Raw genomic sequence first — 23,652 nt, 5'->3', positions numbered from 1 at the left:
AAATTTAGCAACAGGGTAAGTCTGAAAACTGTTTTATAGAGTAAGACAAACTAAATTTTATATTATGTCTAGAGAAAAAAATCCATATGAAGAAGCATATGGCAAGGGCGTTGATGAGGCAAAAAAAGCCGGTGCGATGGATCAATTCACTCGTGGTTTAGCGGATTTTACATTTCCATGGGAGGATCAGAAATTGCATGATTCACGTAATAAAGGATACGAGGATGCGCGTGCTGGCAAACATGATAGCAGCAATTCGCATTGCAGTAGCTGCGGTTCTGGTGGAGGTAGCGGTAAATAAATAATCACCTTGAATTACGAATCTATCATAATACATCCAATAAAGAAGGCTCATTTGTCCATTCTTTTTAAATGGAGAAACGAGCTTTCTTTTATTTCTATGTGTACCAGTCGTAATCAGCTACATTCAATTGAAGCATTCGACAAAGAATTAAGCTTTGACTTTCAAAAGGACAGGCATTTACAGTTTTTAATTTGCCTTAACCAGATACCAATCGGAACTATATTTACTTACTCGTATAACGAAATAGATAAATACGCATTTGTTAGTGTTTTTATCGAAGATCGATATGCCAATAAGTCCTATGGCATTAAAGCATTTTTGATTTTGTGCAAACAGCTTTTTGAACAGTTTAAGCTTTACAAAGTGTATATTGATATATATGATTACAACGGGAAAATGCTAAGTGTAATGACGAAGTGCAAGTTTTCTCTCGAAGGTGTTTTTAAAGACCAGCACCTTTATAACAATAAAAGATATGATGTTAGAAGATATGCTCTTTATGAGAAAGATATACTTTTTTGGTTCAATAAATTATTGAATACGTGTAAACAGCCATAAGAGGTTTCATTGAGTTCGATTTACCAAAAAAAATCACTTTCGAAAATTGCAACCCTTTGCTGGCGCGTGCGTCGCGCGTCCCCAACCAACCCTATAATCAGCAATGCGTGTCCAACCTAAACCCGAATGTACGGAAAGCCGCTTCTACTAGCGGCTTGGAGGGAAAGCGGGGCTGTCGTAACTGAATATCGCTTCTGTTGCTTTACTAACCTACCTTAGCGTGCCGTGTAAGCAATCGAATGCTATTTGAAAGGCATAAAGCTTAACAAAGATCATATAAACAGATTAACACCCTACCCCTACTTCAACAACAATACCGGCACCGAGGAGCTGGTAGCGAGTTGCTTAGAAATGCTATCGTGCAGGATAGATTGCAGGAAACTGTAGGTGTGTGGGAGCGCAATAACCATCTGGGCATTGTGCTCAGCGGCAAAATCGAGCACGCCGCGTATCACCTCCGGATGATAGATATAATGATATTCGGGCTTTAGCTCTTTAAGCATGGCGTGCAGCGCTGTTTCTTCAGCCATTTGTTCTGGGTTGGCGTAGGCGTGTTTGCCTTTGGGATCGACATTAACCACCAGCAGCTTTACAGGATACTTGGTCAGCAATTTATGCAATGCCTCTGTCGGCACATTTTCTTTTACACGCCTAAAATCGCAAGCTACAACCGCCTTATCTATAGGCTGGTAACGATAATCGGGCTGAACCACGATTACAGGCACCGGGCAAGCCTTAGATATTTTTATTACATGGCTGCCAATCCCCTGGTTGTTTTCGCGCACGGTGCTGTTCCCTATGCTGCCCAAAATTACCAGGTCGGCATGCTCCTCGGCCACCGTATCCACCACGGCGCGCAGCAAATGCGTGCGGTTTAGGCGGGTAGTTATGGTAACGCCGTCGCGCACTTCGCCTTGCAGGTATTGTTTCAAATTATTCAAGCCTTTCAGGCGGTCGGCAGAGTTCTCTTCAATTTCCTCTTCGCGCAGCATCACCATATTGGGGTCGGGCAGCAAGGTTTCATATGACGAAATATAGTAGGCGTTCATCAAAATGATGTGCGCTACATCGGTTTGTTTGCTTAGGTGAGCGGCAAAATCAGCGGCGTTGAAAGCGGCTTCGGAGAAGTCAATAGGAACAAGGTAAGTTTTCATATCGGTATAATTAATAGTTCCTGGCCATTTTGGCCTAAATTAAATACTATACAAATTCGATAATGCTTTAGGCTGCATTGTCAGGCCCGGTTCATTTTTATATTGGCTACGCTAAAGATATTGATTTATTAGGAAACATATTTACATTTGTACTGTAATAAAAATTATTACATATAAGAATGAACGGACGGTTCCCCATAGCATTACACATCATGACCTTGCTTTGCAGCGCAGATGGCGATGTACTATCGTCTGAATACATGGCGGGCAGCATCAACGTGAACCCGGTATTGGTACGCAAGGAACTCAGCAACCTCATCAAGCATAAACTGGTAAGCAGCCAGGCCGGTAAAAACGGCGGCTATTCATTGGCACGCCCGGCGGCACAAATTACCCTTGCCCAGATATACGATGCCGTAAAGCCCGAGGCTATTTTAGGCCAGGCCAAAAACCAGCCCAACCCCGCCTGCCCTATTGGTAAACAGATAAACCAGAACATCAGCGATTTATATGTAGATGTAGATAAAGCCCTGATGCAGAAGCTCGGCGATACCGATTTACAGGCATTCGTGGCCAAATTCGATTAAAAAAATTTTGATAAAACTGTAACATATTTAATTACAATTAAACAAAACAACAAACAATGAAAGTAGCAATAATAGGCGCAACAGGCTTTGTAGGCAGCGCAGTGGTAACAGAGGCATTAACTCGCGGGTATGAGGTAACCGCCATAGCGCGCGATAGCGCTAAAGTAGAAAAAGCAGCAGGTGTAACGGCCGTTTCGGCAGATGTATATGATGCAGATGGCTTGGCTTCGGCTTTATCAGGCCACGATGCCGTTATCAACACCTTCAACGCCGGATGGACCAACCCCAACCTGTACAACGATTTTATAAAAGGTTGCGATAGCATACAAACCGCCACCAAAAAAGCAGGTGTTAAACGTTACCTTACCGTTGGCGGCGCAGGCAGCTTGTATATTGGCGAACACCAATTAGTAGATTCTCCGCAATTCCCGAAAGAGTATTATGCTGGTGCAAGCGCAGCCCGCGATTACCTCAGCACACTGCGTAAAGAAGAAGAATTAGATTGGACCTTCCTGAGCCCGGCCATCAACCTGCACCCCGGCGAGCGCACCGGCACCTTCCGCCTTGGTACCGAAAACCCGGTGTTCGATGAGCATGGCAAAAATGATATTTCGGTAGCAGACCTGGCCGTCGCCATTTTCGATGAGTTGGAAAATAACCGGTTTGTGAAGAGCAGGTTTACCCTGGGCTACTAACGCTTTTGGAAAATCGATAGAATTGATTTCCAAATCCCAACCTTCTGAGGGCGCGGTTCTGTCTGCGCCCTAATTTGCTTTTCGGCCATTTGGTACAATTGCGTTATAACTTCGTCGTCGCCGCAATTGCTTTTTAATTTCTTCAACAATTTGGCTTTATAATTTGCAGATGCTAACCCTTCATTTACAAGGGAAATATCCTGAACCATATCTGTAATCAAAGCCCAGTCATTTCCATTGATTGCCCTCTTTTCATCCTTAGTACCTATTAGGGCCAACCCGTCGGCATCGCCACCAAATCGCTGATATATTCTTATTTGTTGTATAGATATCATGCTTGAGCGTACTATTTATATATGATTACTATGGCAGTAAAAAGTAGACGCATTTTCCATGGATGAAATCGAAAAAACCGACCTTTTTTTGGTCTATTTTGATAAAAACAGGGAAATTTTCACAGGTAATTTTGGCCATTTTACGCTATTAACTCACAAATTTTGCGGCCACCCAGTCTTTATCTTTTTTGTGGATGATGTACTTTAGTCCGTACTTACGGGCCTCATCGGTGATGATATCCAGGTCGGGCGATTCGTAAAAACCGCTGAAGTATATCTCGCCGCCAGGCTTCAATGCACGGGCATAAGTCGCCATCTGATCCAGCAGGATATTACGGTTGATATTGGCCAGTATGGTATCGTACTGTTCGTTGGGGATAACCTCTTTTGAGCCGCATAAAGCGGTGATGTTATCGATATTGTTCAAGGCTGAATTTTCGATAGTGCTTTCATAACACACTATATCATAGTCAATTGCAGTAATTTCCGAGGCGCCCAATTTTGCCGCAAGGATGGCTAAAATACCGGTACCGCAGCCCATATCCAGCACCTTTTTCCCTGCGAAATCGTTCTCCAGCATCAGCTGCATCATCATGGCGGTGGTTTGGTGGTGGCCGGTACCAAAAGCCATCTTTGGGTCGATAACGATTTCGTACTTAAACTCGGGTTTCGGCTGGTGGAACGTAGCCCGTACGAATACCTGTCCACTAACTTCTATTGGTTCGAAATTACTTTCCCAAACCTCGTTCCAGTTCTTCTGCGGGATGAGGGTAATATCATAGCTGAAAGTAAACATTTCCCGATAAGCAGCCAGCTGATTATCAAGAACTTCCTGGTTAAAATCGTCAACCGGAATGTAGGCTTTAAAGCCCAGGTCTACCTCCTCAAAAGTATCGAAACCTATTTCGCCCAGGGCGCCTATCAGCAAATCCTGCTGATAATCTTCGGTAGTTATGGTGGTAAAAAGGAGTTCGTAGTAGTCCATTTTGCAGATTTGAGACGTGAGATATGAGATGTGAGATTAGGACTGGATTCGGTCTCAAATCTCACATCTAATATCTCATATCTAATTAGTTAAACGCTTTTACGATATCGGTAAAGTCGCGCGATTTCAGGGAAGCACCGCCGATAAGGCCACCGTCGATATCTGCACAGGCAAACAGTTCGGCAGCGTTTTTTGCGTTGCAGCTGCCGCCGTATAATATGGTAGTAGCATCGGCCACTTCCTGGCTGTATTTTGCCGCAAGTTCTGCGCGGATAAATGCGTGTATCTCTTGTGCCTGGGCAGAAGTTGCGGTTACGCCCGTGCCTATGGCCCAAACCGGCTCGTAAGCTAAAACGATGGTACCGAACGCTTCGGCATCTAAATGGAAAACGCCTTCGGCCAATTGGCTTTTGATAATATCGAAATGGGTTTTAGCTTCACGCTCGGCCAAAGTTTCGCCGATGCAAAAGATGGGTACTAAGCCATTCTTTAAGGCCGAATCGGTTTTTTTGGCGAGCAATTCGTTGCTCTCGCCAAAGTACTGGCGGCGCTCCGAGTGGCCCAGGATAACATACGCTGCACCTGTAGATTTTACCTGCTTTGCAGATATTTCACCAGTGTAAGCGCCTGCATCTGCCTGGTGAGCGTTCTGCGCGCCAATGGCTACATTAGTATAGCCGTTTGCCAAAGCTGCCAGGCTGTGTAAATGAATGTAGGGACTGCATACCACCACCTGCTGGTTGCCGGTTGCCTCGTCCTTAACCATGTTTACCACTTCAGAAAACAAGGCCAGGCCTTCGCTGTAATCAAGGTTCATTTTCCAGTTTCCGGCTACGATTTTCTTTCTCATTGTTGTATTTTATTATGATTTTGTTTTGATTATTATGGTCACACCGATTAAATGCAAGCAGGCTATACATCGCCTAAGCTGCTTAATCAATTACTCTTTTAAAATTCCCTGTAAGGTTTTGTCAACTCGAAAACCTCCGTTAAAATAGCTTGCTCCGCTTCATCAAAGATACGGTGCTCGCGGCGGGCAAATACACGTGCCGTGGTTTCCATCATCTTATCGTAAGCGTATTCTTCAAAGCCATTTGCACCGCCCCAGCTAAAATCGGGTATGTGCTTTGGGGGGTAGCCCGCATCAAAAACGTTGGCATTAACGCCCACTACCGTGCCGGTATTAAACATGGTGTTGATACCGCTTTTGGCATGGTCGGCCATAATCAGTCCGCAAAACTGCAGGCCTGTATCGCGGTAAGTTTGGCTGGCATAATCCCAAAGCTTTACTTCCGAATAGTTATTCTTGAGATTGGAGTTGTTGGTATCGGCCCCCAGGTTGCACCACTCGCCTATTACGGCGTTACCCAGGTAGCCCTCGTGGCCTTTGTTAGAGTAGCCCCAAACCACGGCGTTATTAACTTCGCCGCCTATGCGGCAATAGGGCCCAATGGTAGTAGCACCATATATCTTTGTACCCATTTTAACCTGCGAATGCTCGCCTATAGCAAAAGGGCCACGTATATTGGTACCCTCCCAAATTTCGGAATTGGCAGATAAATAAATTGGGCCGTTGAGAGTGCTAAAGGTGCAGCATTCGGCAGAGGCACCTTCTTCTGCAAAAAAAGCATCGCCGATGACGGTATTGGTGCTGCTGATGGTGGCACTGGTACGGCCATCGGTAAGCAGGGCAAAATCTTTGCGAAGCTCGGCATCGTTCTTTTTGAAAACATGCTCGGGGTACACGATGCGGGTTACATCCCTGTCGTATTTCAGCGCCGCAGGCAGGTAAATCTCCGGCGAAAAGCTTTTGGCTTCGGCCATGTTGAGGCGTACGGCAAGCAATATATCATCAAGCGCAATGGCCTCCCCTGTCTGTAATTCGCTTATAATGGCCACCAACTCCGCATCGGGGCATACCGAGCCGTTGATGAACAAATTATCGCTCTCCACAACCATCGGAAACTTCCCTTGCAGGTACTTTTCGGTATGGAAAGAATAATCCAGATGCAGGTATTTACCCCATTTTTCGGCAATGGTGAGGATACCTATGCGCAGATCGGCAACCGGGCGGGTGAATGTTAAGGGCAGCAACGTATTGCGGGCCTTATCGTCGAAGAGAATGATTGCCATGGGCCAAAAATAAAAAAAGTCCCCCGCTATGCGGGGAACTTGTAAATATTTTATTTAAAAAACACTTATTTTTTGTTGTAACGGCTGCGGAACTTGTCTATACGTCCGGCAGTGTCAACCAACTTCATCTTACCTGTGTAGAACGGGTGCGAAGTGTGGGAAATTTCTAATTTAATCAGCGGATACTCATTGCCATCTTCCCATTTTACGGTTTCGCGGCTGTCGATGCATGATTTGGTTATGAAAGAGTAGTCGTTAGACATGTCTTTGAAAACAACTAACCTATAGTTTGATGGATGCAGATCTTTTTTCATTGCTATTAATACTTCTTATAAAAGAGGTGCAAATGTAACGAATTAATTTAAAACTTGAAAGCCTATTTCAAAAAGTTTTTAACAGCTGTGGATAGATAGTATTTGCTCTAATGCTCCGTTGCGCCGATATCAAAAGCACCCGCTAAGGGGCGGGCTTTCGCGTAATAATCGATATTCACCCCATATGAGTTAGCATCAATGCCGGCATTAATTAGTGGCGATGTTTCCAGCAAGTGAAAGTCCTCCTTTGCAAAATTCACGAATTTGAGTGCATTTACGTCGGTACCGATATAATTATTGAATGATGTTAGCTTAACGGCTACCGTGCTTCTGGAGATAGCTACACCCGAGCCTGCATCGATGATGACATTATTGATTACCGTGTTCATTGGGATGGTTTCCGAGTTCAGCCTTATGCCATAGGCCCCGGGAGCAATAATGGTATTGTTGATAAACTGAAAATTAGGCCCCGGCGTGTACCTCGAATCCGCAAAAATACCATTGGCACCCGGATAGATAATAACGTTATCGAATAAAACATTATCTCCTAAACCCAGCAAAATAATGCCATTGCCCGGCGCGTTCTTGATGAGGTTGCTATAGCATTTACCACCGGTACCCTCTCCTATTTGGATACCGTTATTTTGCCAGCTGGCAAATGGCGACAGCCCAGGGTTCTTTATCGTATTCCTGCACACGATGCAATACTGTGTTGCGCTGCCAACCTGTATACCTTCGGCACCTGTGGAATCTATACGATTGTTATATACCTTGGCGTTCACTATATCATGCGGAAAAACTCTGCCGCAGGCAAGTAATATGCCCTCGGCATAAAAAGAATTGCCTATGTAAATACCCTCACCGCCGGTTTTATGCACGTAGTTATGATGAATTTTAACATTACGCATGGTAAAATTCCCTCTTTGCGTTGCAACGTCGCAAGTAGGATCGGTTTTGGCCATTATGCCGGCAAAACCGCTATTGCGTACCTCAACGTATGCAATCTCAAAGTCGGAGCTAAGGTCATCCATCGTCATGCCGATATTCCCGCCGTTTACGTCAAAGCCGTATTTAACAGCAGCGTCGCCATTGCCGAGCACTTTAAAATAGCGGCAATTTTGCGTCTTAAAACCGTAAGATGCAGTGATATCAGTAGAAAAGGTCACCCTTCCTCCTTTATTAACAACAATAATGGGGTTGGTTATAGTCCCCGTTAAATTCTTGAGTAGCAGGGCGCCGCGGGTTCCGGCGGGGACATAAATCACTGTACCAGGAGCCATGTTGGTTCCGTCGACAAACCACTCATTAGGCTGCACGGTGTAAGTGCCATTGCCAACAATACCTTCTGGCACAACAGCCATTGCCGAATTTTTAGAAGAGGCCGGCGCAAGCTTTTCTTCAATAACAATCGCATTTTTTGTACACATCGTAAAAGATGATACGATCGCAGCGGCCACTGTCAGGCGCGCGAAGTGGTTTTTAATCTTCATCTGAAAGTTATAGGTAGGGCTCTTAAAAAAACAATAGCTATCACACAACTAATAGCTCTAACACGCCATTATACGGCACACTTTTTTAAATGGTTACTTTTTTTTCGCGCATGTTAATAAAAACACCCCGATGGGTGCAAAAGGGGAAATTAAATTTTACCGGCAGTAAATTTGTAAAACGAACAAGGATTAGCTGTACCTAAAACACACCCGGAAATTCAGCATTCCCTACACGCAGAATAACAACACCCTCCAAAAATTAAATTCGCGGCACCAGGATGCACCTTAACAATAGGCTTTATTGATATTCGGTTGCGCCTATATCAAAGGCGATGCCGGCGGGCCGTGGGGTACCGTAATAATCTGCGCTTACGCCATATGCCGTAGCATCCGCCCCGGCATTTATCAATGGCGAGGAAGGCTGCAGATGGAAATCGCCTGCGCTGTAGTTTACGAACTTGCATGCCGTTACATCGGTATTGATGTAATTATTGAGCGAGGTGAGCTTAACCAAACTATTGTTGCGCGATATGGCAACGCCGCCGCTGCGGATGATGATAACGTTATTGATAACGATATTCATGGGGATAATCTCCGAATTTAATCTGATACCATTTTGCCCCGGCGATACGATGGTATTGTTGATGAACTCAAAATGCAGCCCCGGCGTGTACCGCGAATCGGCAAAGATGCCGTGCCCTCCGGGATTAAGGATATAATTATTGTACACCAAATTGTCGCCAAGGCCCAATACAATGATGCCGTTGCCCGGCGCATTTTTGATGAGGTTATTGTAGCATTTGCCACCGGTACCCTCTCCTATTTGTATGCCATTATTTTGGCCGCTGGCAAATGGCGCTATTCCGGGGTTGCTAACGGTGTTATTATAAATTTCGGCACCGGAGACGGCAGCCCCTACCTGTATGCCCTCGCAGCCCGTAGAATCTGCGCGGTTGTTGTATAGCTTCAGATTGGTGACATCGTGCGGCAAAACGGTACCGCAGGCCAACGAAACGCCATCTGCGTAAAAAGAATTACCTACATAAAAGCCTTCTCCGCCCGTTTTGTGCACGTAATTATCGTGTATGGCAACGTTGCTCATGGTAAAATGACCGCGTTGGGTGGCTACGTCGCAACTGGGGTCGGTTTTGGCCATTATCCCGGCGAATGCAGCGTTGCGCACCTCTACATGCGCAATTTCAAAATCCGAGCTAAGGTCATCCATCGTCATGCCGATGTTGCCGCCCACCACGTCGAAGCCATAAGTAACGGACTTATCGCCATTACCCAGTATCTTAAAATGTTGGCAGTTCTGGGTTTTGAAAGCGTAAGAAGCGGTGGTAGATACCGAGAATGTGACCTTGCCACCTTTGTTGATGATGATGATTGGCTTGGCAGTTGTTCCTTTAAAGTTCTTGAGCAACAGCGCGCCTCTTGTGCCGGCCGGTATGCATATGGTAGAACCAGCGGGTATTGCGGCGCCATCAACAAACCATTCCGATGGTTTAACGGTATAAGCGCAATCAACGGTGGTTTCTGCAGGCTTAACGGGGACCTGGGTAGTGGTATCGGGCGTAACGGCTACCTGTTCTTCGGGCTTATTGACTTTTTTAGCGCACATCGTTAATGACGATAGCACTAATACAACCGTAATCGCACGCATCAGGTAAAATTTAAGCTTCATTGGTTATTACAGCAGGTTGCAAAACGAATACCAGGTTACAGCTAATAGCTATAGTGATGGTATCCAGTTTATACAAGATTGCGTATTATACGTTGGTTTTTTAAGATTGTTATTTAGGCGACGGTTAAAATCTGTTTAGTTGCCATTGCGATGGGGTGAGTTTTTTCACGCAAAGGCGCGAAGGCGCAAAGATTTTTTTGTTGGTGTTTGGTTATTGTACTTGATATGAATTAAATTATGGCAATCCCTTCGGGCCGCGCTATACGCTCATACTGCGCAGGCCTTAGCCACAATGGCCGGTATCCGCTCCTATCGCTATTGCTTTTTTCTGAACCGTTGATTTAAATGATTAAGTGATTTCGTTGATGACACAAAACGTACCGTTTTGCAGGACTTGATATTTGGGGTGAATTAATTTTGGCACTTATCGGATAAATTTCAATCCACGAATGTTATGTGCGATATATAAACTCCGCTCCGAACCCTCGACCGATACCGGAACCTCATGAAAATAAGTGCCTGTAACGAGTTCTTCTTTCATCGTCCAAAAAGTCTCTAACATAAACGAATAAACGTGGTTTATTTGAATCACCTCGCCTTTGGCTGTATTTTCTTTGGATGATAATATTTTATAAACCTCGTTGTTTTTGTCTTTAGCATAAATAAAATAGACCGTTTTAACTGAATCTATTTTATAAACCTTATAACCGTCGTACTGGGTTAAATTAGCGGTATAATTATTCTTTGTTGCAGAGCATGCGACAAACACAATCGGAATTAACATTAAGAGGTATTTCATGATAAGTATCTGTTGTGGTCATTGAAAGAAGATTTCAAACTTCTGCTCCCCCTTCAGGGGGCTGGGGGGCTCGGGCCTCCTGGCACAACTCCACCAAAACTCCATTCGCGCTCTTCGGATGCACAAAACAAACCAGCTTATTATCAGCCCCTTTTTTTGGCACATCGTTCAGCAATACAAAACCTGCGGCTTTCAGGCGGGCCATCTCGGCCTCTATATCAGGCACATCAAAGGCTATGTGGTGTATCCCTTCGCCTTTCTTCTCCAGGAATTTAGCTATGGGGCTATCTGCGGAGCTTGCTTCCAGCAGTTCTATTTTATTGGGGCCGCTTTGCAAAAATGCGGTATTTACTCCTTCTGATGGCACTTCTTCGGTTTTGTAGACAACGGTATTCAGTAACAGCTCGTATATACTTTTGGCTGCCTGCATATCTTTTACCGCTATGCCGATGTGCTCGATCTTGTTCATGTCCAAATATTGTAAATTATTGGTACCAAAATGCAATTTACAGGGCATGCAAAGTATTAAAGTAAAAGTTTGCCTATATTTGTATTGTTAATTATTGACCATGAACATCCCAATTTATTTAGATAACAACGCTACCACGCCAATGGACCCCCGGGTGCTGGAAGCTATGCTGCCCTATTTCACTCATAAGTTTGGCAATGCGGCAAGCCGTAACCATCCTTTTGGCTGGGTTGCAGAGGAAGGCGTTGATTACGCACGCGAGCAGGTAGCCAAGTTGATAGGCGCTTCAGAAAAAGAAATCATCTTTACTTCGGGCGCAACCGAATCAGACAACCTGGCTATCAAAGGCGTGTTTGAAATGTACAAAGAAAAAGGCAACCACATCATTACTGCGGTTACCGAGCATAAAGCGATACTGGATGCCTGCAAGCACGTTGAAAAGCTTGGCGGCAGGGTTACTTACCTTCCGGTTAAAGAAGACGGCCTGGTAGATCTTGAAGTATTAGAAGCTGCCATGACCAAAGAAACCATCCTGGTATCTATCATGTATGGTAACAACGAGATAGGCGTTATACAACCCGTTAAAGAAATTGCAGCAATTGCCCACAAATACGGTGCGCTGTTTATGACAGATGCTACGCAAGCTGTAGGCAAAATACCGGTAGACGTTATTGCTGATGGTATAGACCTGCTGGCTTTATCGGCACATAAAATGTACGGACCTAAAGGCGTTGGCGCATTATACGTACGCCGCAAAGGGCCAAGGGTTAAAGTTACCGCCCAGATGGACGGTGGTGGTCACGAGCGTGGTATGCGTTCCGGCACGCTTAATGTACCGGGTATTGTTGGTTTAGGTAAAGCTTGCGAGATTGCCGGCCAGGAAATGGAAAGCGAAGCGATCCGTTTATCTGCCCTGCGCGATAAACTGGAAAGCGCGTTAACCGTGCTGGAAGAAAGCTATGTAAACGGTAACGTTGAGCACCGCTTACCACATGTAGCCAACATCTCGTTTAAATACGTAGAAGGCGAAGGCTTGATGATGGCGATGAAAGATTTGGCGGTATCTTCGGGTTCTGCCTGTACTTCGGCATCTTTAGAACCATCATACGTACTGAAAAGCCTTGGCTTGTCGGATGATTTGGCGCACTCTTCTATCCGTTTCGGCCTTGGCCGTTTCACTACCGAAGAAGAAGTTGATTACGCAGTTGAAGTAACCAAAACAGCGGTTACTAATCTGCGCAACATGTCGCCACTTTGGGAGATGTTCAAAGAAGGCATCGACCTGGATTCGATTGAGTGGGCGGAGCACTAAGCCCCCCAGCCCCCTGAAGGGGGAGTATAAAAGGAATTGATTAGAGATTAATATATAAAACAAACTTCTATTCCCCCTTCAGGGGGTTAGGGGGCTAAAAATTAAAGCTATGGCTTATTCAGATAAAGTTATCGACCATTACACTAACCCTCGCAACGTGGGTACGCTTGATAAAAGCAGCCACAAAGTGGGTACCGGCTTAGTGGGCGCCCCCGAGTGCGGTGACGTAATGCGTCTACAAATACAGGTTGATGAAAATAACATCATCACCGATGCAAAATTTAAAACATTTGGCTGTGGTTCGGCTATCGCTTCTTCATCTTTGGCTACCGAGTGGCTTAAAGGCAAAAGCGTAGATGATGCCATGAAGATAGACAATATGGATATCGTAGAAGAGCTTGCCCTTCCGCCGGTTAAAATCCATTGCTCTGTTTTAGCAGAAGATGCTATTAAAGCCGCAATCAACGATTTCCGCGTAAAAAACGGCATGGAGCCAATAGTGCTCGAAAAATCACATCATTAATTAGATGCAAGACATTGAGAACCAGGAAGCAAGACCATTTGTGTTTTTCTTCTTGATTCTTGACTCTTAAAATCTTGATTCTACTACTATGGTTACTGTAACAGATAAAGCAAAAGCTAAAATAGACAACCTAATGCAGGATAGTGGGCTCGATGCCTCTTACTTCCTGCGTGTGTCTGTACAAGGTGGCGGCTGCTCGGGGTTATCTTACAACCTCGATTTTGATAACGAGGAGAAAAAGGGCGACCAGTTCTTCGAAGACCGCGGCGTGCGTTTCGCACTGGATATGAAATCCTTCCTGTACCTTGCCGGTACCGAGCTCGATTTCAGCGACGGTTTAAACGGCAAAGGCTTCAACTTCCATAACCCAAATGCCACCCGTACCTGCGGTTGCGGGGAGAGTTTCTCGGTTTAAAAGCCACCTCAAGATAATATTTGAAAAGGCTCCGTTTTCGGGGCCTTTCTTGTTTAAGCCCCCAATAAAATAACAAACGTCATGCTGAAATCTTTTCAGCACCCCATCATAAAAGTAGCTATCATACCGTACGCTTTGAATGCTGATTACCTACCGTGTGGGGTACTTAAGTAAATCGGCATAACGATTTTTTTTGGTACAGCTAAGACAGACGTATTCGTTTCGACGGACGGAGAAAAAAGCCCTCTTCCGGCAATTCCACCATAGCGATGAGTTGGAAACCCATCGCTATGGTTCGAAGCATAAAAATGATCCTGATTTTATGGCTTCAACTGATCTCCGTTTGCTTCGCTTCCTGCATTTTCCTATCTTACGCCATCAATATCAACATTATGCCTATCAAGCCCTTATTAACATTTTGCGCAGTGTTATGCGCCACATTATCCTATGGCCAGCAAAAAGGCTATTACCGTACCCCTGCCCTGCACAATAACACCGTAGTGTTCACTGCCGAGGGCGACCTTTGGAAATATGACATCGGCACCGGGCTCTCCACACGTCTTACCACCAACGATGGCGTGGAGCTAAACCCGGCCATCTCGCCCGATGGCAAGCAGCTGGCTTTTTCGGGACAGTACGAGGGCGTATCTGAAATTTACCTGATGGATATAGACGGCGGCGTACCGCGCAGGCTCACCTATGACCTAAGCAACTCGCTCCTCATTTCCAGCTGGACGAAAGACAGCAAGATACTTTACCGTAGTTCGGGCCATACCCTGCTGCCTTTGCCGCAATTATTTAAGCTGGATCCGGTCAGCCTCAAAAAAGAAAACCTGCCGCTATGGCAAGCCTCCATAGGTACCTACGATGAAGACGGCATCCTGTACTTCACCCGCTTCCCTAACCAGGGTAGCAAAACCAAGCGCTACAAAGGTGGCCTAATAGAACAGATATGGAAATTCGACGGCAAGAGCGAAGCAAAATCGCTCACGGGCGATTTCGAGGGTACCAGCACCAACCCCATGTACTACAACGGCAGGGTTTATTTCCTATCGGACAGGGACGGCACTATGAACCTGTGGTCGATAGATAAGGATGGCAAAAACCCAAAGCAGCAAACCTTTTCGAAGGGCTGGGACCTGCAAACTCCATCGATAGATGGCTCCCGCATCGTGTACCAAAAAGGAGCCGACATCTGGCTGTATGATATCGGCAGCAATACTGAAAAGTTGCTGAATATCAACCTCATTTCAGATTTCGGGCAGCGCAAACTTAAATGGATTAAAAGCCCGGTAAACAGCATCAGCTATTCGGATATCTCGCCTAAGGGCACTTATGTGGCCATCGTTAGCCGCGGCAGGCTTTTCGTATCGCCCGCAAAAAGCGACCGTTGGGTAGAGATAACCCGCAAAAGCGGCATCCGCGTAAAGGACGTGCATTTTATTGATGACAAAAGCGTCGCGGTACTGTCTGACGAGGGCGGCGAGTACGAAATATGGAAAGTAAACGCCGATGGCAGTGGCGAAGCTACGCAGCTGACCAAGGGCAGCAAGGTTATCATCTCGGCATTCGCGGTATCGCCAAACGGCAAATACATTGCCTATACTGATAAGAACGATGTGCTGCGAATTGCTGAAACAGCTACCGGCGCGATAAAATTCGAGTATAAGGATGCGTATGCAGGCATCAACGAGGTGTCGTGGTCGCCTAATAGCACGTTCCTTAATATCTCGCAGAACATAGAGAACCTGAATGCGCAGATAAATGTGATCGACACCCGCACTATGGCTATGAACCCTGTTACCACCAGCAGGCTAAGCAGCTACAACCCGGCATGGGCAGCAGACGGCAAATGGCTCTACTTTTTAAGCGACCGCAACTTCCACTCGGTAACGCGCTCGCCATGGGGCCCAAGGCAGCCGGAACCTTATTACACCAAAACCACCAATATTTACGCAATGGCTTTGGATACCACCGCCAAATTTCCCTTCCTGCAAACAGATTCCTGGCTTACCGATTCGGTTTTTACGGCTGTGGACAAGCAAGGCGTTACCCAAACCAAAAAAATCGACAAAAAGAAGCCGGCAGTAGAGCCTGCGAAGGTTTATGATTGGGCAAGGGCGCAAAAATCGCTTTACCAGGTACCGGTGAAAAGCGCAAACATTGCTGGCCTTGCGGTTGCCAACGGCTATCTGTATTGGATAGATATGGGCGATGATGGAAACGAAGAAGGGGGCAAGATATTCGCGCTGAAAATTACCGAAAGCAAAAAACCGACACCTACCGAGGTAGCTTCAGGCGTGAACGGCTTCAACGTATCTGCCAATGGCAAAAAGCTGCTGATTATTTACGCCAACCGCAATTTGGCTGTGGCCGATGCTGACGGCGGCAAAGTGGATGCGGATAAGGCCAAAGTAGAGCTGAACAACTGGAGCTTCGCCATAAACCCGCAGCAGGATTGGCAGCAAATGTTCAACGATGCCTGGCGAATGATGCGCGATTACTTTTACGACCGCGATCTGCACAAAGTAGATTGGGAAGCCGTTAAAAAACAATACGAAACGCTGCTACCCCGAATAACCGACCGCTACGAGCTGGACGACCTGCTGAGCCAGATGGTGGGCGAGCTATCGGCACTGCATACCTTTGTATATGGCGGCGATAAACGCACCTCACAAGACAGGACGCAGACCGGCGTGCTGGGCGCCAAGCTGAGCAAAACTGCCGCAGGGTTTAAGATAGAGCATATCTATCAATCGGACCCGGATTACAGCTTCTCGTCGCCATTGGACAAACCGGAGTTGCGCGTCAAAGAGGGTGATATTATTACCGAGATAAACAACGTACCGCTTAAGGATATTGCAGACGTAGGCGAACTGCTGGCCAACAAGGTAAACATACCCGTAAAACTCACGCTTACCGATAGGGCCAAGAAACGCTACGAACAGGTGGTGAAGCCATTTTCGGCAAGGGACGAGTACAACCTGCGCTACGGCGAGTGGGAATATTCGCGCAGGTTGCAGGTGGATAGTGCCAGCAATAACGATATCGGCTATGTGCACCTCAAAGCCATGGGCGGCGACGATATGGACGATTTTGTGAAGCAGTTTTACCCCATCTTCAACCGCAAGGGCCTCATTATAGATGTGCGCGAGAACTTTGGCGGCAATATAGATAGCTGGGTGCTGGAGAAACTGCTGCGCAAAGCCTGGATGTACTGGCAAGGGCGCACCGGCGGGCCAACCTGGAACATGCAATACGCCTTTAGGGGCCACATGGTTATCCTGTGCGACCAGCAGACCGCATCCGACGGGGAAGCCGTTACCGAGGGCTTCCGCAGGCTTGGCCTGGGTAAAGTAATCGGCATGCGAACCTGGGGCGGCGAGATATGGCTATCGAGCGACAACCGGATGGTTGATAACGGCATTGCCAGCGCAGCTGAGACGGGCGTATTCGGCCCGGAGGGCAAATGGCTGATAGAAGGCCGCGGCGTAGAACCGGATATAGAGGTAGATAACCTGCCCTACGCAACCTACCAGGGCAAAGATGCCCAACTGGAGGCGGCGCTGAACTACCTTAAACAGCAAATAAAAGAGCACCCGGTTGATAAAGTGGTGGTGCCTGCACATCCCGATAAATCATTTAAGTATCCGCAGCAGTAAAATATTGTCATTGCAAAAGGCCCCGGCAATCGGGGCCTTTTGCTTTTCAGGTCATATCTGTATATTTATACTATAACCTTATAATGAAACATCTTTTCAAAGCCGCAGCCGCAATCATTTTATTTCAATTATTCGCGCAGTGCGGCTTTGCTCAAACAATGCGCCCGATTGAAGTCCTCACGGTTGATACCTCTGGTTGAGATATCGTGAAACAAAGCATCGCGGCAGCAAAAAATAAGGCAGAACTGCTACCGGCAAACCGCTCTAAAGCTGTCGAAGCGTTATATCAAACACAGGTAACCACCCATTCTATCATGGGTGCCATAATTTATTTCACCGGAGGTGTTTTAATAGATAATGGCTGGATACGTTTGTTAGGGTCGGGAAGTACAAAGCTGCCAAGAAGCTTACCGGCATGGAACAAGGGCAAAACTTTTGCAGAATACGGCCAGCGCCCCGCGTACCTGTTGATTGGCGATGACACCATCGGCGGCTTTTTTGCCATAAACGGCGGTGCCTTAGGCACGGACATGGGCATGGTGTATTACCTCGCGCCGGAAACATTAAAATGGGAATCACTCGGTAAAGGCTATTCGGATTTTGTTGATTTCTGTCTTAACGGCGACCTCGATAAATTTTATGAAGGCAACAGATGGGCAAATTGGCAAAAAGATGCGGCGACCTTAAATGGTGCACAAGTTTATAACTTCGATCCTTTCCCTTGGACAAAGGAAGGGCGCGACATTACGAAAGCTGCCCGTAAAATTGTGCCTGTGCAAGAGCAATACGATTTCAATATGGATGCCCTAAAGCAATTACGGCACTAAAATCCGAATTGATTTTTTCAAATAATCGTTGTTCAACTTCATTAGCATCCTCGCCTAGGGTAAATAGCTTATGCGCAATAACGACACACCCTGCCGCGGCAGGTTTATTACTTTGCTGATACTTGCATGGGTAACCGATAAAGTTATAGGTTTGCCGATAGTCTTTAACTGCCCTGCCTGCTCCAACTGCGCAACCTGCGCTGCGGTTGGCGCAGCCAGGGACCCCATATTTTTCCATACCGCATAAGAATTGCTGTGCTCATCATCAATGCGGTACTCGATGATTTTTACTTTTCTCGCGCTGCTACGCAGGCCGGTAATGTTCACGGTAACCGGCTCGGCAATGCTTTGCTTGTCTTTATCCGCGTAATTCCAAACCATAACGGTTACCTGCTGATTATTTTTGGCTGCCAGCGCGCCTATATCTGTTTGTGAGCCTCGTATGCTGGAATCGAGTATGGTTTTAAGTTCGTACATACGATTGCCTGTAACTTGCACCCTTGCTCCTTTCATCATACCAAACATCCTGAAAACATTCAGCACCGGCTTATCTACGCCGTTAGTCGCCAGGTCGCGGAAGCCTGCAAACCACGGCTGATTTTCAAACTCGAATGACCAGCTAACCGCCCCGATCAGGTTGGTTTTGTAAGTGTCCATCAATTCGTAAACCCTGGCAAAAGAAGCAGCCGTATAGCTGGAATACATAGTACCGTTACGGTATGCGTTCTCGGGGTTGGTAGCCATCCCGCATGCCGCACAACCTTCAGGGTCAGATTCACCAATTACTATGGGGATGTTTTTAAGTGCGGCGAATGAGTTGATCTCTTTAAAATGCCCGGCAATATCATTAAGCTGCCGCTTAATGCTCATCACAACGGTGTCTTTATCCAGTTTTGGCGCTCCCTTTGCATGAAACAAAACCAAATCAAGCGGCGAACCAACACGGCCGGTTACGTAATTGGTGTCAACCAGGCAGTGCCGCAAAAACCCGTCGAGCCACTTTTCGCCTCCGCCTGTAACGTCAGGGCCTCCAATGCGTGCCGTAGGCAATGCACGTTTCAGGCCATCAGCAGCATAATCATATAATTTATAAAATTCGGCCGGTGTGCCTTTCCAGTAAACAATATTTGGTTCGTTCCATACCTCCCAGTACCAGCTTTCTACTTCCTTTTTACCATAGCGGGCTATGCAATGGGTCACCCACTGGTAAACCAGTTCGCCCCACTTTTTATAATCTTTAGGGGGGTAGGCCCAGCCGGTTTCAATTTTCCCGGAGTTCTTACCCGGTTTCCAACTATGCTGGTATGGTTCGGGCATTACAGATAAGGCTTTCGGCATAAAACCAATCTGCGCCAGGGGCTTCATACCGCGTTTAATGTAGGTATCAAAAATGCTGTCCACTATGCGGTAGTCGTAAACAGGTTTACCATCGGCGTCTTCGGTATATATATTGGTCGATCCCCATTTAAGGGCAGGGGTGCCATCGCCGGTGGTAAGCAGGTTGTGCGTACGCACATATACCGGCACGGGGCTTAACTTCGCAATTTCAGAAAGGAGTTTCCGTCCATCCTTCATATAAGTATAATTCGGCTCATCGTAGCCAAACCAGGCCCACAAGGGCCGCATATCGCCTAATTCGCGATCCAGGTTCACATTAATTGTTGCAGGTGTCTTTTGTGCGCAAAGTTTGCCGCAAAAAACAGTAAGCGTTATTATTAGCAGCGTTGCAAGTTGTTTCATAGGCCAGGCGAGCATTGGTTAAAGGGACTACAAGATATAAAAATTAAATAGGGATACTTTCATACCCGCCATTTTCTTGCCCAACAAGAGATTGGTTTTATTCTTAAAATTAATTTAGCTTTGTTTTAGTATAAACCACTGATTTAAACTTCATGAACATCGTTGCTGAGCAATCAACCATACCGGGCCTTATCCGTAATATTGTTGCGAACATCCATCCCGATACCCACACCTTTATGATGCACAAAGTAAAGGATACCTGGGTAGAGATAAGCTATAAAGAAGCCCTCATCAAAATCGATGCGATATCGGCCTGGTTCCTCAACATAGGCGTTCAAAAAGGCGACAGGCTGGCCCTCATTATGGAGAACGGCCCCGATTACGTTTATTACGACCAGGCCCTGCAGCAGATAGGCGCGGTGAACACCTCCATCTACCCCACCCTTTCCGAAGCGGAGATAGAATATATCCTCAACGATTCTGAAGCGCGTACCATCCTTTGCGGAAACCCCTTCCTGTTCCGCAAGGTGCTCAAAATCGCCAATAGCTGTGCCTCGCTTATCCGAATTATCCCGGCTTTCGACGATTTTGAAAAATTCAGCGATAAAGTAAACCTCAGCGCTGGCGTTGTTGGCTTTCAGCGGGTAATAGAAGAGGGCCTGCAATGTGTAGCCGAATATATGCATGCTATCAACGCCGCCCGCGAAGCCATATTACCCAGCGATATTTCCTGCCTCATCTATACTTCGGGCACAACCGGTACTCCAAAGGGCGTAATGCTTACGCATAGCAACCTTACGCAAAACGTACGCTGGAGCCTAACGCAGATACCCATTATAGAGAGCAGCGATCTGTTCCTGTCGTTCCTGCCATTGTCGCACGTGTTCGAGCGTACGGCTACCTATTACATCTCTATGAACAAAGGCTGCACCATTGCTTTTGCCCAAAGTCTGGAACTACTGGCCAAGAACATGATGGAGGTAAAGCCTACCGTATTGTGTTGCGTGCCGCGACTACTGGAGCGCATCCATGATAAAGCCATGAAGAATGGCCTGTCTGCCGGCGGCATGAAGACCCGGATATTCACCTGGGCCATAAAAATTGGCGAAGAGGTGCGCAAAACCCACGAGGCCGGCAAAAAACCGGGGTTGATTTTAGCAACGCAGCACAAACTGGCCGATAAGCTGGTATTCAGCAAGATAAAAGAGAAAACAGGCGGCAACCTAAAGGTACTTGTATCAGGCGGCGGAGCTTTGCCAAAGAATATCGGCGAGTTTTTCGGCAATATCGGTATTACTGTTTTAGAGGGCTTCGGGCTTACTGAAACCTCGCCTGTAATGGCCGTAACCGAGGAAACCCGTATTATCATAGGCACCGTTGGCCGTATTATACCTGGCATAGAAGTGGCCATACAAAATGTAGACACCAAAAAGATATACACTATACAAACCCACGACAACTTTAAGCCCGATTTTACTTCAGAAGAAGGTGAAATTATCGTGCGCGGGCATTGCGTAATGAAAGGCTACTGGCGCAAGCCCGAGGAGACGGCGACAGTTATTGATAAAGAGGGCTGGTTCCATACGGGCGACATAGGCCGCTTTTACAAAGGCAACCTACAAATCACCGACAGGCTGAAGAACATGCTGGTAAACGCCTACGGCAAAAACATTTACCCTACACCTGTAGAAAACACTTACCTCAAAAGCCCAAAAATAGAGCACGTATTTTTGATTGGCGATAAACGCGAGTACATCACCGCCATACTAGTGCCCGGCCGCGAACTGCTGCAGGAAACCTTTAAACTGGGCAACGACTTCTTCGAAAAACCCGACCTATTCATCGAAGATGCCGAAATTATAGAATGGATAAACCAGGACGTAAAGAAATATTCTAACGAGTTGGCCAAATTCGAGCGGATAAAGAATTTCAAGCTGAAACGTTTACCCTTCAGCATGGAAGAAGGCGAGATAACACCTACCCTGAAAGCCAAGCGCAAAGTGATAGAAAAGAAATACGCCGAAGCGATAGACGATTTGTATTTGCAGGAAGCGGAGGCGGAATAGGAACTGATTGCGCTTTCATTACCAAAAGATATTCGATAAATTTGTTTATAGATTAATTTAATATTTAGATATGAGAACCCTGACAGTAAACTTCGAAGACGATCTATCGGAAAAAGCTATAACCGCTGTTCTGGACGCACTGAAATTAGAGTACGAAATCGACGATGATTTAAAATTCCAGGATGAAACGGAGCGCATAATGGCAAACCCCTACCTTTCTGCTAAATTAGACCAAGGCAAAAAAGACTCTGAAGAGGGGAAGGGCGTAACAATTGCGCTCGAAGATTTATGGAAGTAGTTTATCAGCCTAAAGCTTTGGAGGATTTGGCTTACTGGAAAAAATCGGGGCAAAAACAAATACAACGAAGGATTCTTATTTTACTGCAAGCCATTGCACAAAGCCCATTTGATGGGATTGGAAAACCAGAAGCACTTAAACACAATTGGGCTGGAATGTGGTCGAGACGAATCAACAACGAACACAGGTTGATTTATGCATTTAAAAACGATAAAATCGAAGTTTATTCTTTAAAAGACCATTATTAAAATACATCCTTAATTCTTCTTCGTCGGCGTGTATTTCCAAATATCCTGTTTCAGGCCGGGGTTGCCGGTGCCTGCGTAGCCTACGCCATCTATAACGAAACTTATGGCATCGTAACGGGCAGCTCCGCCATAGGTGGTGATTTTTATCCAGCTATTGGCCAGGGCATCGTATTTGTACCAATCATCCGCGGAGGCGGTTGCGGTAGTGCCTAAGCCAACATATCCATCGGTACCGATAGCAAACTGGCTGCTGAATACACGCTCCTTGCCGGTAAAATCGGCTTTAGCAGTCCATTTATTGGTGGCGGGGTCATATTCCCAAAAATCCTTCATTACTATATCGGGCGAAGAGCCGCCTAAGCCGGCATAGCCCTTCCCGTTTACCGAGAATGCTGCAACGCCGAAGCTGCCATTGCCGGGGTAATCGGCCATGCGCGTCCACTTATCCGTGATTGCGTCATATTTCCAGAAGTCCTTATAGTTCACATCGTAATTGTTGTTTGTACCAAGGCCAAGGTAACCAAAACCGTTTATTTCGAAAGCTACTACGTTTTCGCGTTCAAGCGCGGGCAAGTCGGCTTTGCGCGTCCAGGTATCGTTGGCAGGATTATACTCCCAAAAATCCTTGTTCTGTGCCGGGTCATCGGGCCGGAAAATCTTTTGGCCGAAACCTGTACCCATATAAGCTTTATTGCCGATGGTAAAGCCCCGTAGGTATTCGGCAGCCTGACCGGGGTAATCGGCCTTGCGGGTCCATTTGTCGGTATCGGGGTCGTACTCCCAAAGGTCGTACAGCGGCACCAGGTTAAAACCCGAGCCTGCGTTGCCACCTACGATATAGCCCTTACGACCGATGGTAAAACCGTAAGAGCGTACCCTCCCCACCCCCTCGAAATTGCCCAACTGTTTCCACAGGCCGGGCAGCGCGTTGGCATAATTAGGCACGAATGGTTTCTCCTTTTTACAGGAAGCCAGGGTAGCCAAAGCGATGAGCAACAGGAAAAGTTTTTTAAAGGGCATAATAATTGGCGGGATAAAAGTAAATATATCAATA

Annotated in this window: 24 protein-coding genes; 12 read left to right on the top strand and 12 right to left on the bottom strand. The window is 46.4% G+C overall.

The window, feature by feature from the left end:
• Positions 1–64: 64 nt before the first annotated feature.
• Together AC1DYT_RS07355 and AC1DYT_RS07350 are read left to right on the top strand one after the other, a co-directional pair.
• Positions 65–301: a hypothetical protein gene (locus AC1DYT_RS07355; protein ID WP_477468987.1), complete on the top strand. Its 237-nt coding sequence runs from the start codon at positions 65–67 to the stop codon at positions 299–301.
• Between the two features lie 9 nt (positions 302–310).
• Positions 311–862, top strand: coding sequence for a GNAT family N-acetyltransferase (locus AC1DYT_RS07350; RefSeq protein WP_477468986.1), 552 nt, complete (start codon positions 311–313; stop codon positions 860–862).
• A gap of 299 nt (positions 863–1,161) precedes the next feature.
• Here AC1DYT_RS07350 and AC1DYT_RS07345 read toward each other — a convergent pair whose 3' ends face one another.
• The gene (locus AC1DYT_RS07345) at positions 1,162–2,016 is read right to left on the bottom strand and encodes a universal stress protein (protein ID WP_477468985.1); all 855 of its coding nucleotides are present in this window, start codon (positions 2,014–2,016) and stop codon (positions 1,162–1,164) included.
• Between the two features lie 179 nt (positions 2,017–2,195).
• Between AC1DYT_RS07345 and AC1DYT_RS07340 the strand changes: the two genes are divergently transcribed.
• Entirely contained in the window at positions 2,196–2,603 is a 408-nt protein-coding gene (locus AC1DYT_RS07340; RefSeq protein ID WP_477468984.1) for an Rrf2 family transcriptional regulator, read from the top strand.
• 56 nt (positions 2,604–2,659) lie between these two features.
• The gene (locus AC1DYT_RS07335) at positions 2,660–3,298 is read left to right on the top strand and encodes an NAD(P)-dependent oxidoreductase (RefSeq protein ID WP_477468983.1); all 639 of its coding nucleotides are present in this window, start codon (positions 2,660–2,662) and stop codon (positions 3,296–3,298) included.
• Here AC1DYT_RS07335 and AC1DYT_RS07330 read toward each other — a convergent pair.
• The 9 genes from AC1DYT_RS07330 to mce all read right to left on the bottom strand — a co-directional run bounded on the left by AC1DYT_RS07330 (position 3,295) and on the right by mce (position 11,507).
• Complete coding sequence (locus tag AC1DYT_RS07330) at positions 3,295–3,633, bottom strand: hypothetical protein (RefSeq protein ID WP_477468982.1); 339 nt, start codon at positions 3,631–3,633, stop codon at positions 3,295–3,297. The two genes, AC1DYT_RS07335 and AC1DYT_RS07330, sit on opposite strands and share 4 nt — an antisense overlap.
• A 148-nt stretch (positions 3,634–3,781) precedes the next feature.
• A complete protein-coding gene (gene prmA, locus AC1DYT_RS07325; protein ID WP_477468981.1) occupies positions 3,782–4,618 on the bottom strand; it encodes a 50S ribosomal protein L11 methyltransferase in 837 nt (278 codons plus the stop codon).
• 85 nt (positions 4,619–4,703) lie between these two features.
• Entirely contained in the window at positions 4,704–5,468 is a 765-nt protein-coding gene (gene tpiA / locus AC1DYT_RS07320; RefSeq protein WP_477468980.1) for a triose-phosphate isomerase, read from the bottom strand.
• A 98-nt stretch (positions 5,469–5,566) separates the two neighbouring features.
• Positions 5,567–6,751 carry a GlmU family protein gene (locus tag AC1DYT_RS07315; protein WP_477468979.1) on the bottom strand — a complete coding sequence of 395 codons (1,185 nt, stop codon included), beginning with the start codon at positions 6,749–6,751 and terminating at the stop codon, positions 5,567–5,569.
• Positions 6,752–6,816: 65 nt separating this feature from the next.
• Positions 6,817–7,065: a type B 50S ribosomal protein L31 gene (locus AC1DYT_RS07310; protein WP_133236702.1), complete on the bottom strand. Its 249-nt coding sequence runs from the start codon at positions 7,063–7,065 to the stop codon at positions 6,817–6,819.
• Between the two features lie 107 nt (positions 7,066–7,172).
• On the bottom strand, positions 7,173–8,555 hold the full coding sequence (locus AC1DYT_RS07305; protein ID WP_477468978.1) for a right-handed parallel beta-helix repeat-containing protein: 1,383 nt from the start codon (positions 8,553–8,555) through the stop codon (positions 7,173–7,175).
• A 298-nt stretch (positions 8,556–8,853) separates the two neighbouring features.
• Positions 8,854–10,239, bottom strand: a complete 1,386-nt coding sequence (locus AC1DYT_RS07300) for a right-handed parallel beta-helix repeat-containing protein (protein ID WP_477468977.1) — start codon at positions 10,237–10,239, stop codon at positions 8,854–8,856.
• 424 nt (positions 10,240–10,663) lie between these two features.
• On the bottom strand, positions 10,664–11,038 hold the full coding sequence (locus AC1DYT_RS07295) for a hypothetical protein (RefSeq protein WP_477468976.1): 375 nt from the start codon (positions 11,036–11,038) through the stop codon (positions 10,664–10,666).
• 34 nt (positions 11,039–11,072) lie between these two features.
• A complete protein-coding gene (gene mce, locus AC1DYT_RS07290; protein ID WP_477468975.1) occupies positions 11,073–11,507 on the bottom strand; it encodes a methylmalonyl-CoA epimerase in 435 nt (144 codons plus the stop codon).
• A 100-nt stretch (positions 11,508–11,607) separates the two neighbouring features.
• Between mce and AC1DYT_RS07285 the strand changes: the two genes are divergently transcribed.
• From AC1DYT_RS07285 to AC1DYT_RS07265, 5 genes are all read left to right on the top strand, one after another.
• Entirely contained in the window at positions 11,608–12,819 is a 1,212-nt protein-coding gene (locus tag AC1DYT_RS07285) for an IscS subfamily cysteine desulfurase (RefSeq protein WP_477468974.1), read from the top strand.
• Between the two features lie 109 nt (positions 12,820–12,928).
• Entirely contained in the window at positions 12,929–13,342 is a 414-nt protein-coding gene (gene iscU, locus AC1DYT_RS07280) for a Fe-S cluster assembly scaffold IscU (RefSeq protein ID WP_128533183.1), read from the top strand.
• A gap of 88 nt (positions 13,343–13,430) precedes the next feature.
• Positions 13,431–13,757, top strand: coding sequence for a HesB/IscA family protein (locus tag AC1DYT_RS07275; RefSeq protein WP_067059244.1), 327 nt, complete (start codon positions 13,431–13,433; stop codon positions 13,755–13,757).
• A 308-nt stretch (positions 13,758–14,065) separates the two neighbouring features.
• Complete coding sequence (locus AC1DYT_RS07270) at positions 14,066–17,419, top strand: S41 family peptidase (protein WP_477468973.1); 3,354 nt, start codon at positions 14,066–14,068, stop codon at positions 17,417–17,419.
• Between the two features lie 206 nt (positions 17,420–17,625).
• The gene (locus AC1DYT_RS07265) at positions 17,626–18,246 is read left to right on the top strand and encodes a DUF2625 family protein (protein ID WP_477468972.1); all 621 of its coding nucleotides are present in this window, start codon (positions 17,626–17,628) and stop codon (positions 18,244–18,246) included.
• Between the two features lie 54 nt (positions 18,247–18,300).
• Here AC1DYT_RS07265 and AC1DYT_RS07260 read toward each other — a convergent pair whose 3' ends face one another.
• Positions 18,301–19,986: a GH39 family glycosyl hydrolase gene (locus AC1DYT_RS07260; RefSeq protein ID WP_477468971.1), complete on the bottom strand. Its 1,686-nt coding sequence runs from the start codon at positions 19,984–19,986 to the stop codon at positions 18,301–18,303.
• 152 nt (positions 19,987–20,138) lie between these two features.
• Here AC1DYT_RS07260 and AC1DYT_RS07255 point away from each other — a divergent pair, with 152 nt between their 5' ends.
• From AC1DYT_RS07255 to AC1DYT_RS07245, 3 genes are all read left to right on the top strand, one after another.
• A complete protein-coding gene (locus AC1DYT_RS07255; protein ID WP_477468970.1) occupies positions 20,139–22,052 on the top strand; it encodes an AMP-dependent synthetase/ligase in 1,914 nt (637 codons plus the stop codon).
• 70 nt (positions 22,053–22,122) lie between these two features.
• Positions 22,123–22,350 carry a DUF2683 family protein gene (locus tag AC1DYT_RS07250; RefSeq protein ID WP_477468969.1) on the top strand — a complete coding sequence of 76 codons (228 nt, stop codon included), beginning with the start codon at positions 22,123–22,125 and terminating at the stop codon, positions 22,348–22,350.
• Complete coding sequence (locus AC1DYT_RS07245) at positions 22,341–22,598, top strand: Txe/YoeB family addiction module toxin (protein ID WP_477468968.1); 258 nt, start codon at positions 22,341–22,343, stop codon at positions 22,596–22,598. The genes AC1DYT_RS07250 and AC1DYT_RS07245 overlap by 10 nt, the downstream gene beginning before the upstream one ends.
• 9 nt (positions 22,599–22,607) lie before the next feature.
• Here the strand turns inward: AC1DYT_RS07245 and AC1DYT_RS07240 are convergent, their stop codons facing one another.
• Positions 22,608–23,618, bottom strand: coding sequence for a Kelch repeat-containing protein (locus tag AC1DYT_RS07240; RefSeq protein ID WP_477468967.1), 1,011 nt, complete (start codon positions 23,616–23,618; stop codon positions 22,608–22,610).
• Positions 23,619–23,652 lie beyond the last annotated feature (34 nt).

Source organism: Mucilaginibacter sp. P1_D10 (assembly GCF_056406215.1).
This window is presented reverse-complemented; position numbering and strand designations above follow the sequence as displayed.

What these genes read in the sequence shown, in the direction of transcription:
- AC1DYT_RS07295 (WP_477468976.1), bottom strand. Translation starts at nt 11,038, where the DNA reads ATGAAATACCTCTTAATGTTAATTCCGATTGTGTTTGTCGCATGCTCT.
- mce (WP_477468975.1), bottom strand. Translation starts at nt 11,507, where the DNA reads ATGAACAAGATCGAGCACATCGGCATAGCGGTAAAAGATATGCAGGCA.
- AC1DYT_RS07335 (WP_477468983.1), top strand. Translation starts at nt 2,660, where the DNA reads ATGAAAGTAGCAATAATAGGCGCAACAGGCTTTGTAGGCAGCGCAGTG.
- tpiA (WP_477468980.1), bottom strand. Translation starts at nt 5,468, where the DNA reads ATGAGAAAGAAAATCGTAGCCGGAAACTGGAAAATGAACCTTGATTAC.
- AC1DYT_RS07255 (WP_477468970.1), top strand. Translation starts at nt 20,139, where the DNA reads ATGAACATCGTTGCTGAGCAATCAACCATACCGGGCCTTATCCGTAAT.
- AC1DYT_RS07315 (WP_477468979.1), bottom strand. Translation starts at nt 6,751, where the DNA reads ATGGCAATCATTCTCTTCGACGATAAGGCCCGCAATACGTTGCTGCCC.
- AC1DYT_RS07270 (WP_477468973.1), top strand. Translation starts at nt 14,066, where the DNA reads ATGATCCTGATTTTATGGCTTCAACTGATCTCCGTTTGCTTCGCTTCC.
- AC1DYT_RS07355 (WP_477468987.1), top strand. Translation starts at nt 65, where the DNA reads ATGTCTAGAGAAAAAAATCCATATGAAGAAGCATATGGCAAGGGCGTT.
- AC1DYT_RS07240 (WP_477468967.1), bottom strand. Translation starts at nt 23,618, where the DNA reads ATGCCCTTTAAAAAACTTTTCCTGTTGCTCATCGCTTTGGCTACCCTG.
- AC1DYT_RS07245 (WP_477468968.1), top strand. Translation starts at nt 22,341, where the DNA reads ATGGAAGTAGTTTATCAGCCTAAAGCTTTGGAGGATTTGGCTTACTGG.
- AC1DYT_RS07275 (WP_067059244.1), top strand. Translation starts at nt 13,431, where the DNA reads ATGGTTACTGTAACAGATAAAGCAAAAGCTAAAATAGACAACCTAATG.
- AC1DYT_RS07345 (WP_477468985.1), bottom strand. Translation starts at nt 2,016, where the DNA reads ATGAAAACTTACCTTGTTCCTATTGACTTCTCCGAAGCCGCTTTCAAC.
- AC1DYT_RS07330 (WP_477468982.1), bottom strand. Translation starts at nt 3,633, where the DNA reads ATGATATCTATACAACAAATAAGAATATATCAGCGATTTGGTGGCGAT.
- prmA (WP_477468981.1), bottom strand. Translation starts at nt 4,618, where the DNA reads ATGGACTACTACGAACTCCTTTTTACCACCATAACTACCGAAGATTAT.
- AC1DYT_RS07285 (WP_477468974.1), top strand. Translation starts at nt 11,608, where the DNA reads ATGAACATCCCAATTTATTTAGATAACAACGCTACCACGCCAATGGAC.
- AC1DYT_RS07305 (WP_477468978.1), bottom strand. Translation starts at nt 8,555, where the DNA reads ATGAAGATTAAAAACCACTTCGCGCGCCTGACAGTGGCCGCTGCGATC.
- AC1DYT_RS07260 (WP_477468971.1), bottom strand. Translation starts at nt 19,986, where the DNA reads ATGAAACAACTTGCAACGCTGCTAATAATAACGCTTACTGTTTTTTGC.
- AC1DYT_RS07300 (WP_477468977.1), bottom strand. Translation starts at nt 10,239, where the DNA reads ATGAAGCTTAAATTTTACCTGATGCGTGCGATTACGGTTGTATTAGTG.
- AC1DYT_RS07250 (WP_477468969.1), top strand. Translation starts at nt 22,123, where the DNA reads ATGAGAACCCTGACAGTAAACTTCGAAGACGATCTATCGGAAAAAGCT.
- AC1DYT_RS07340 (WP_477468984.1), top strand. Translation starts at nt 2,196, where the DNA reads ATGAACGGACGGTTCCCCATAGCATTACACATCATGACCTTGCTTTGC.
- iscU (WP_128533183.1), top strand. Translation starts at nt 12,929, where the DNA reads ATGGCTTATTCAGATAAAGTTATCGACCATTACACTAACCCTCGCAAC.
- AC1DYT_RS07310 (WP_133236702.1), bottom strand. Translation starts at nt 7,065, where the DNA reads ATGAAAAAAGATCTGCATCCATCAAACTATAGGTTAGTTGTTTTCAAA.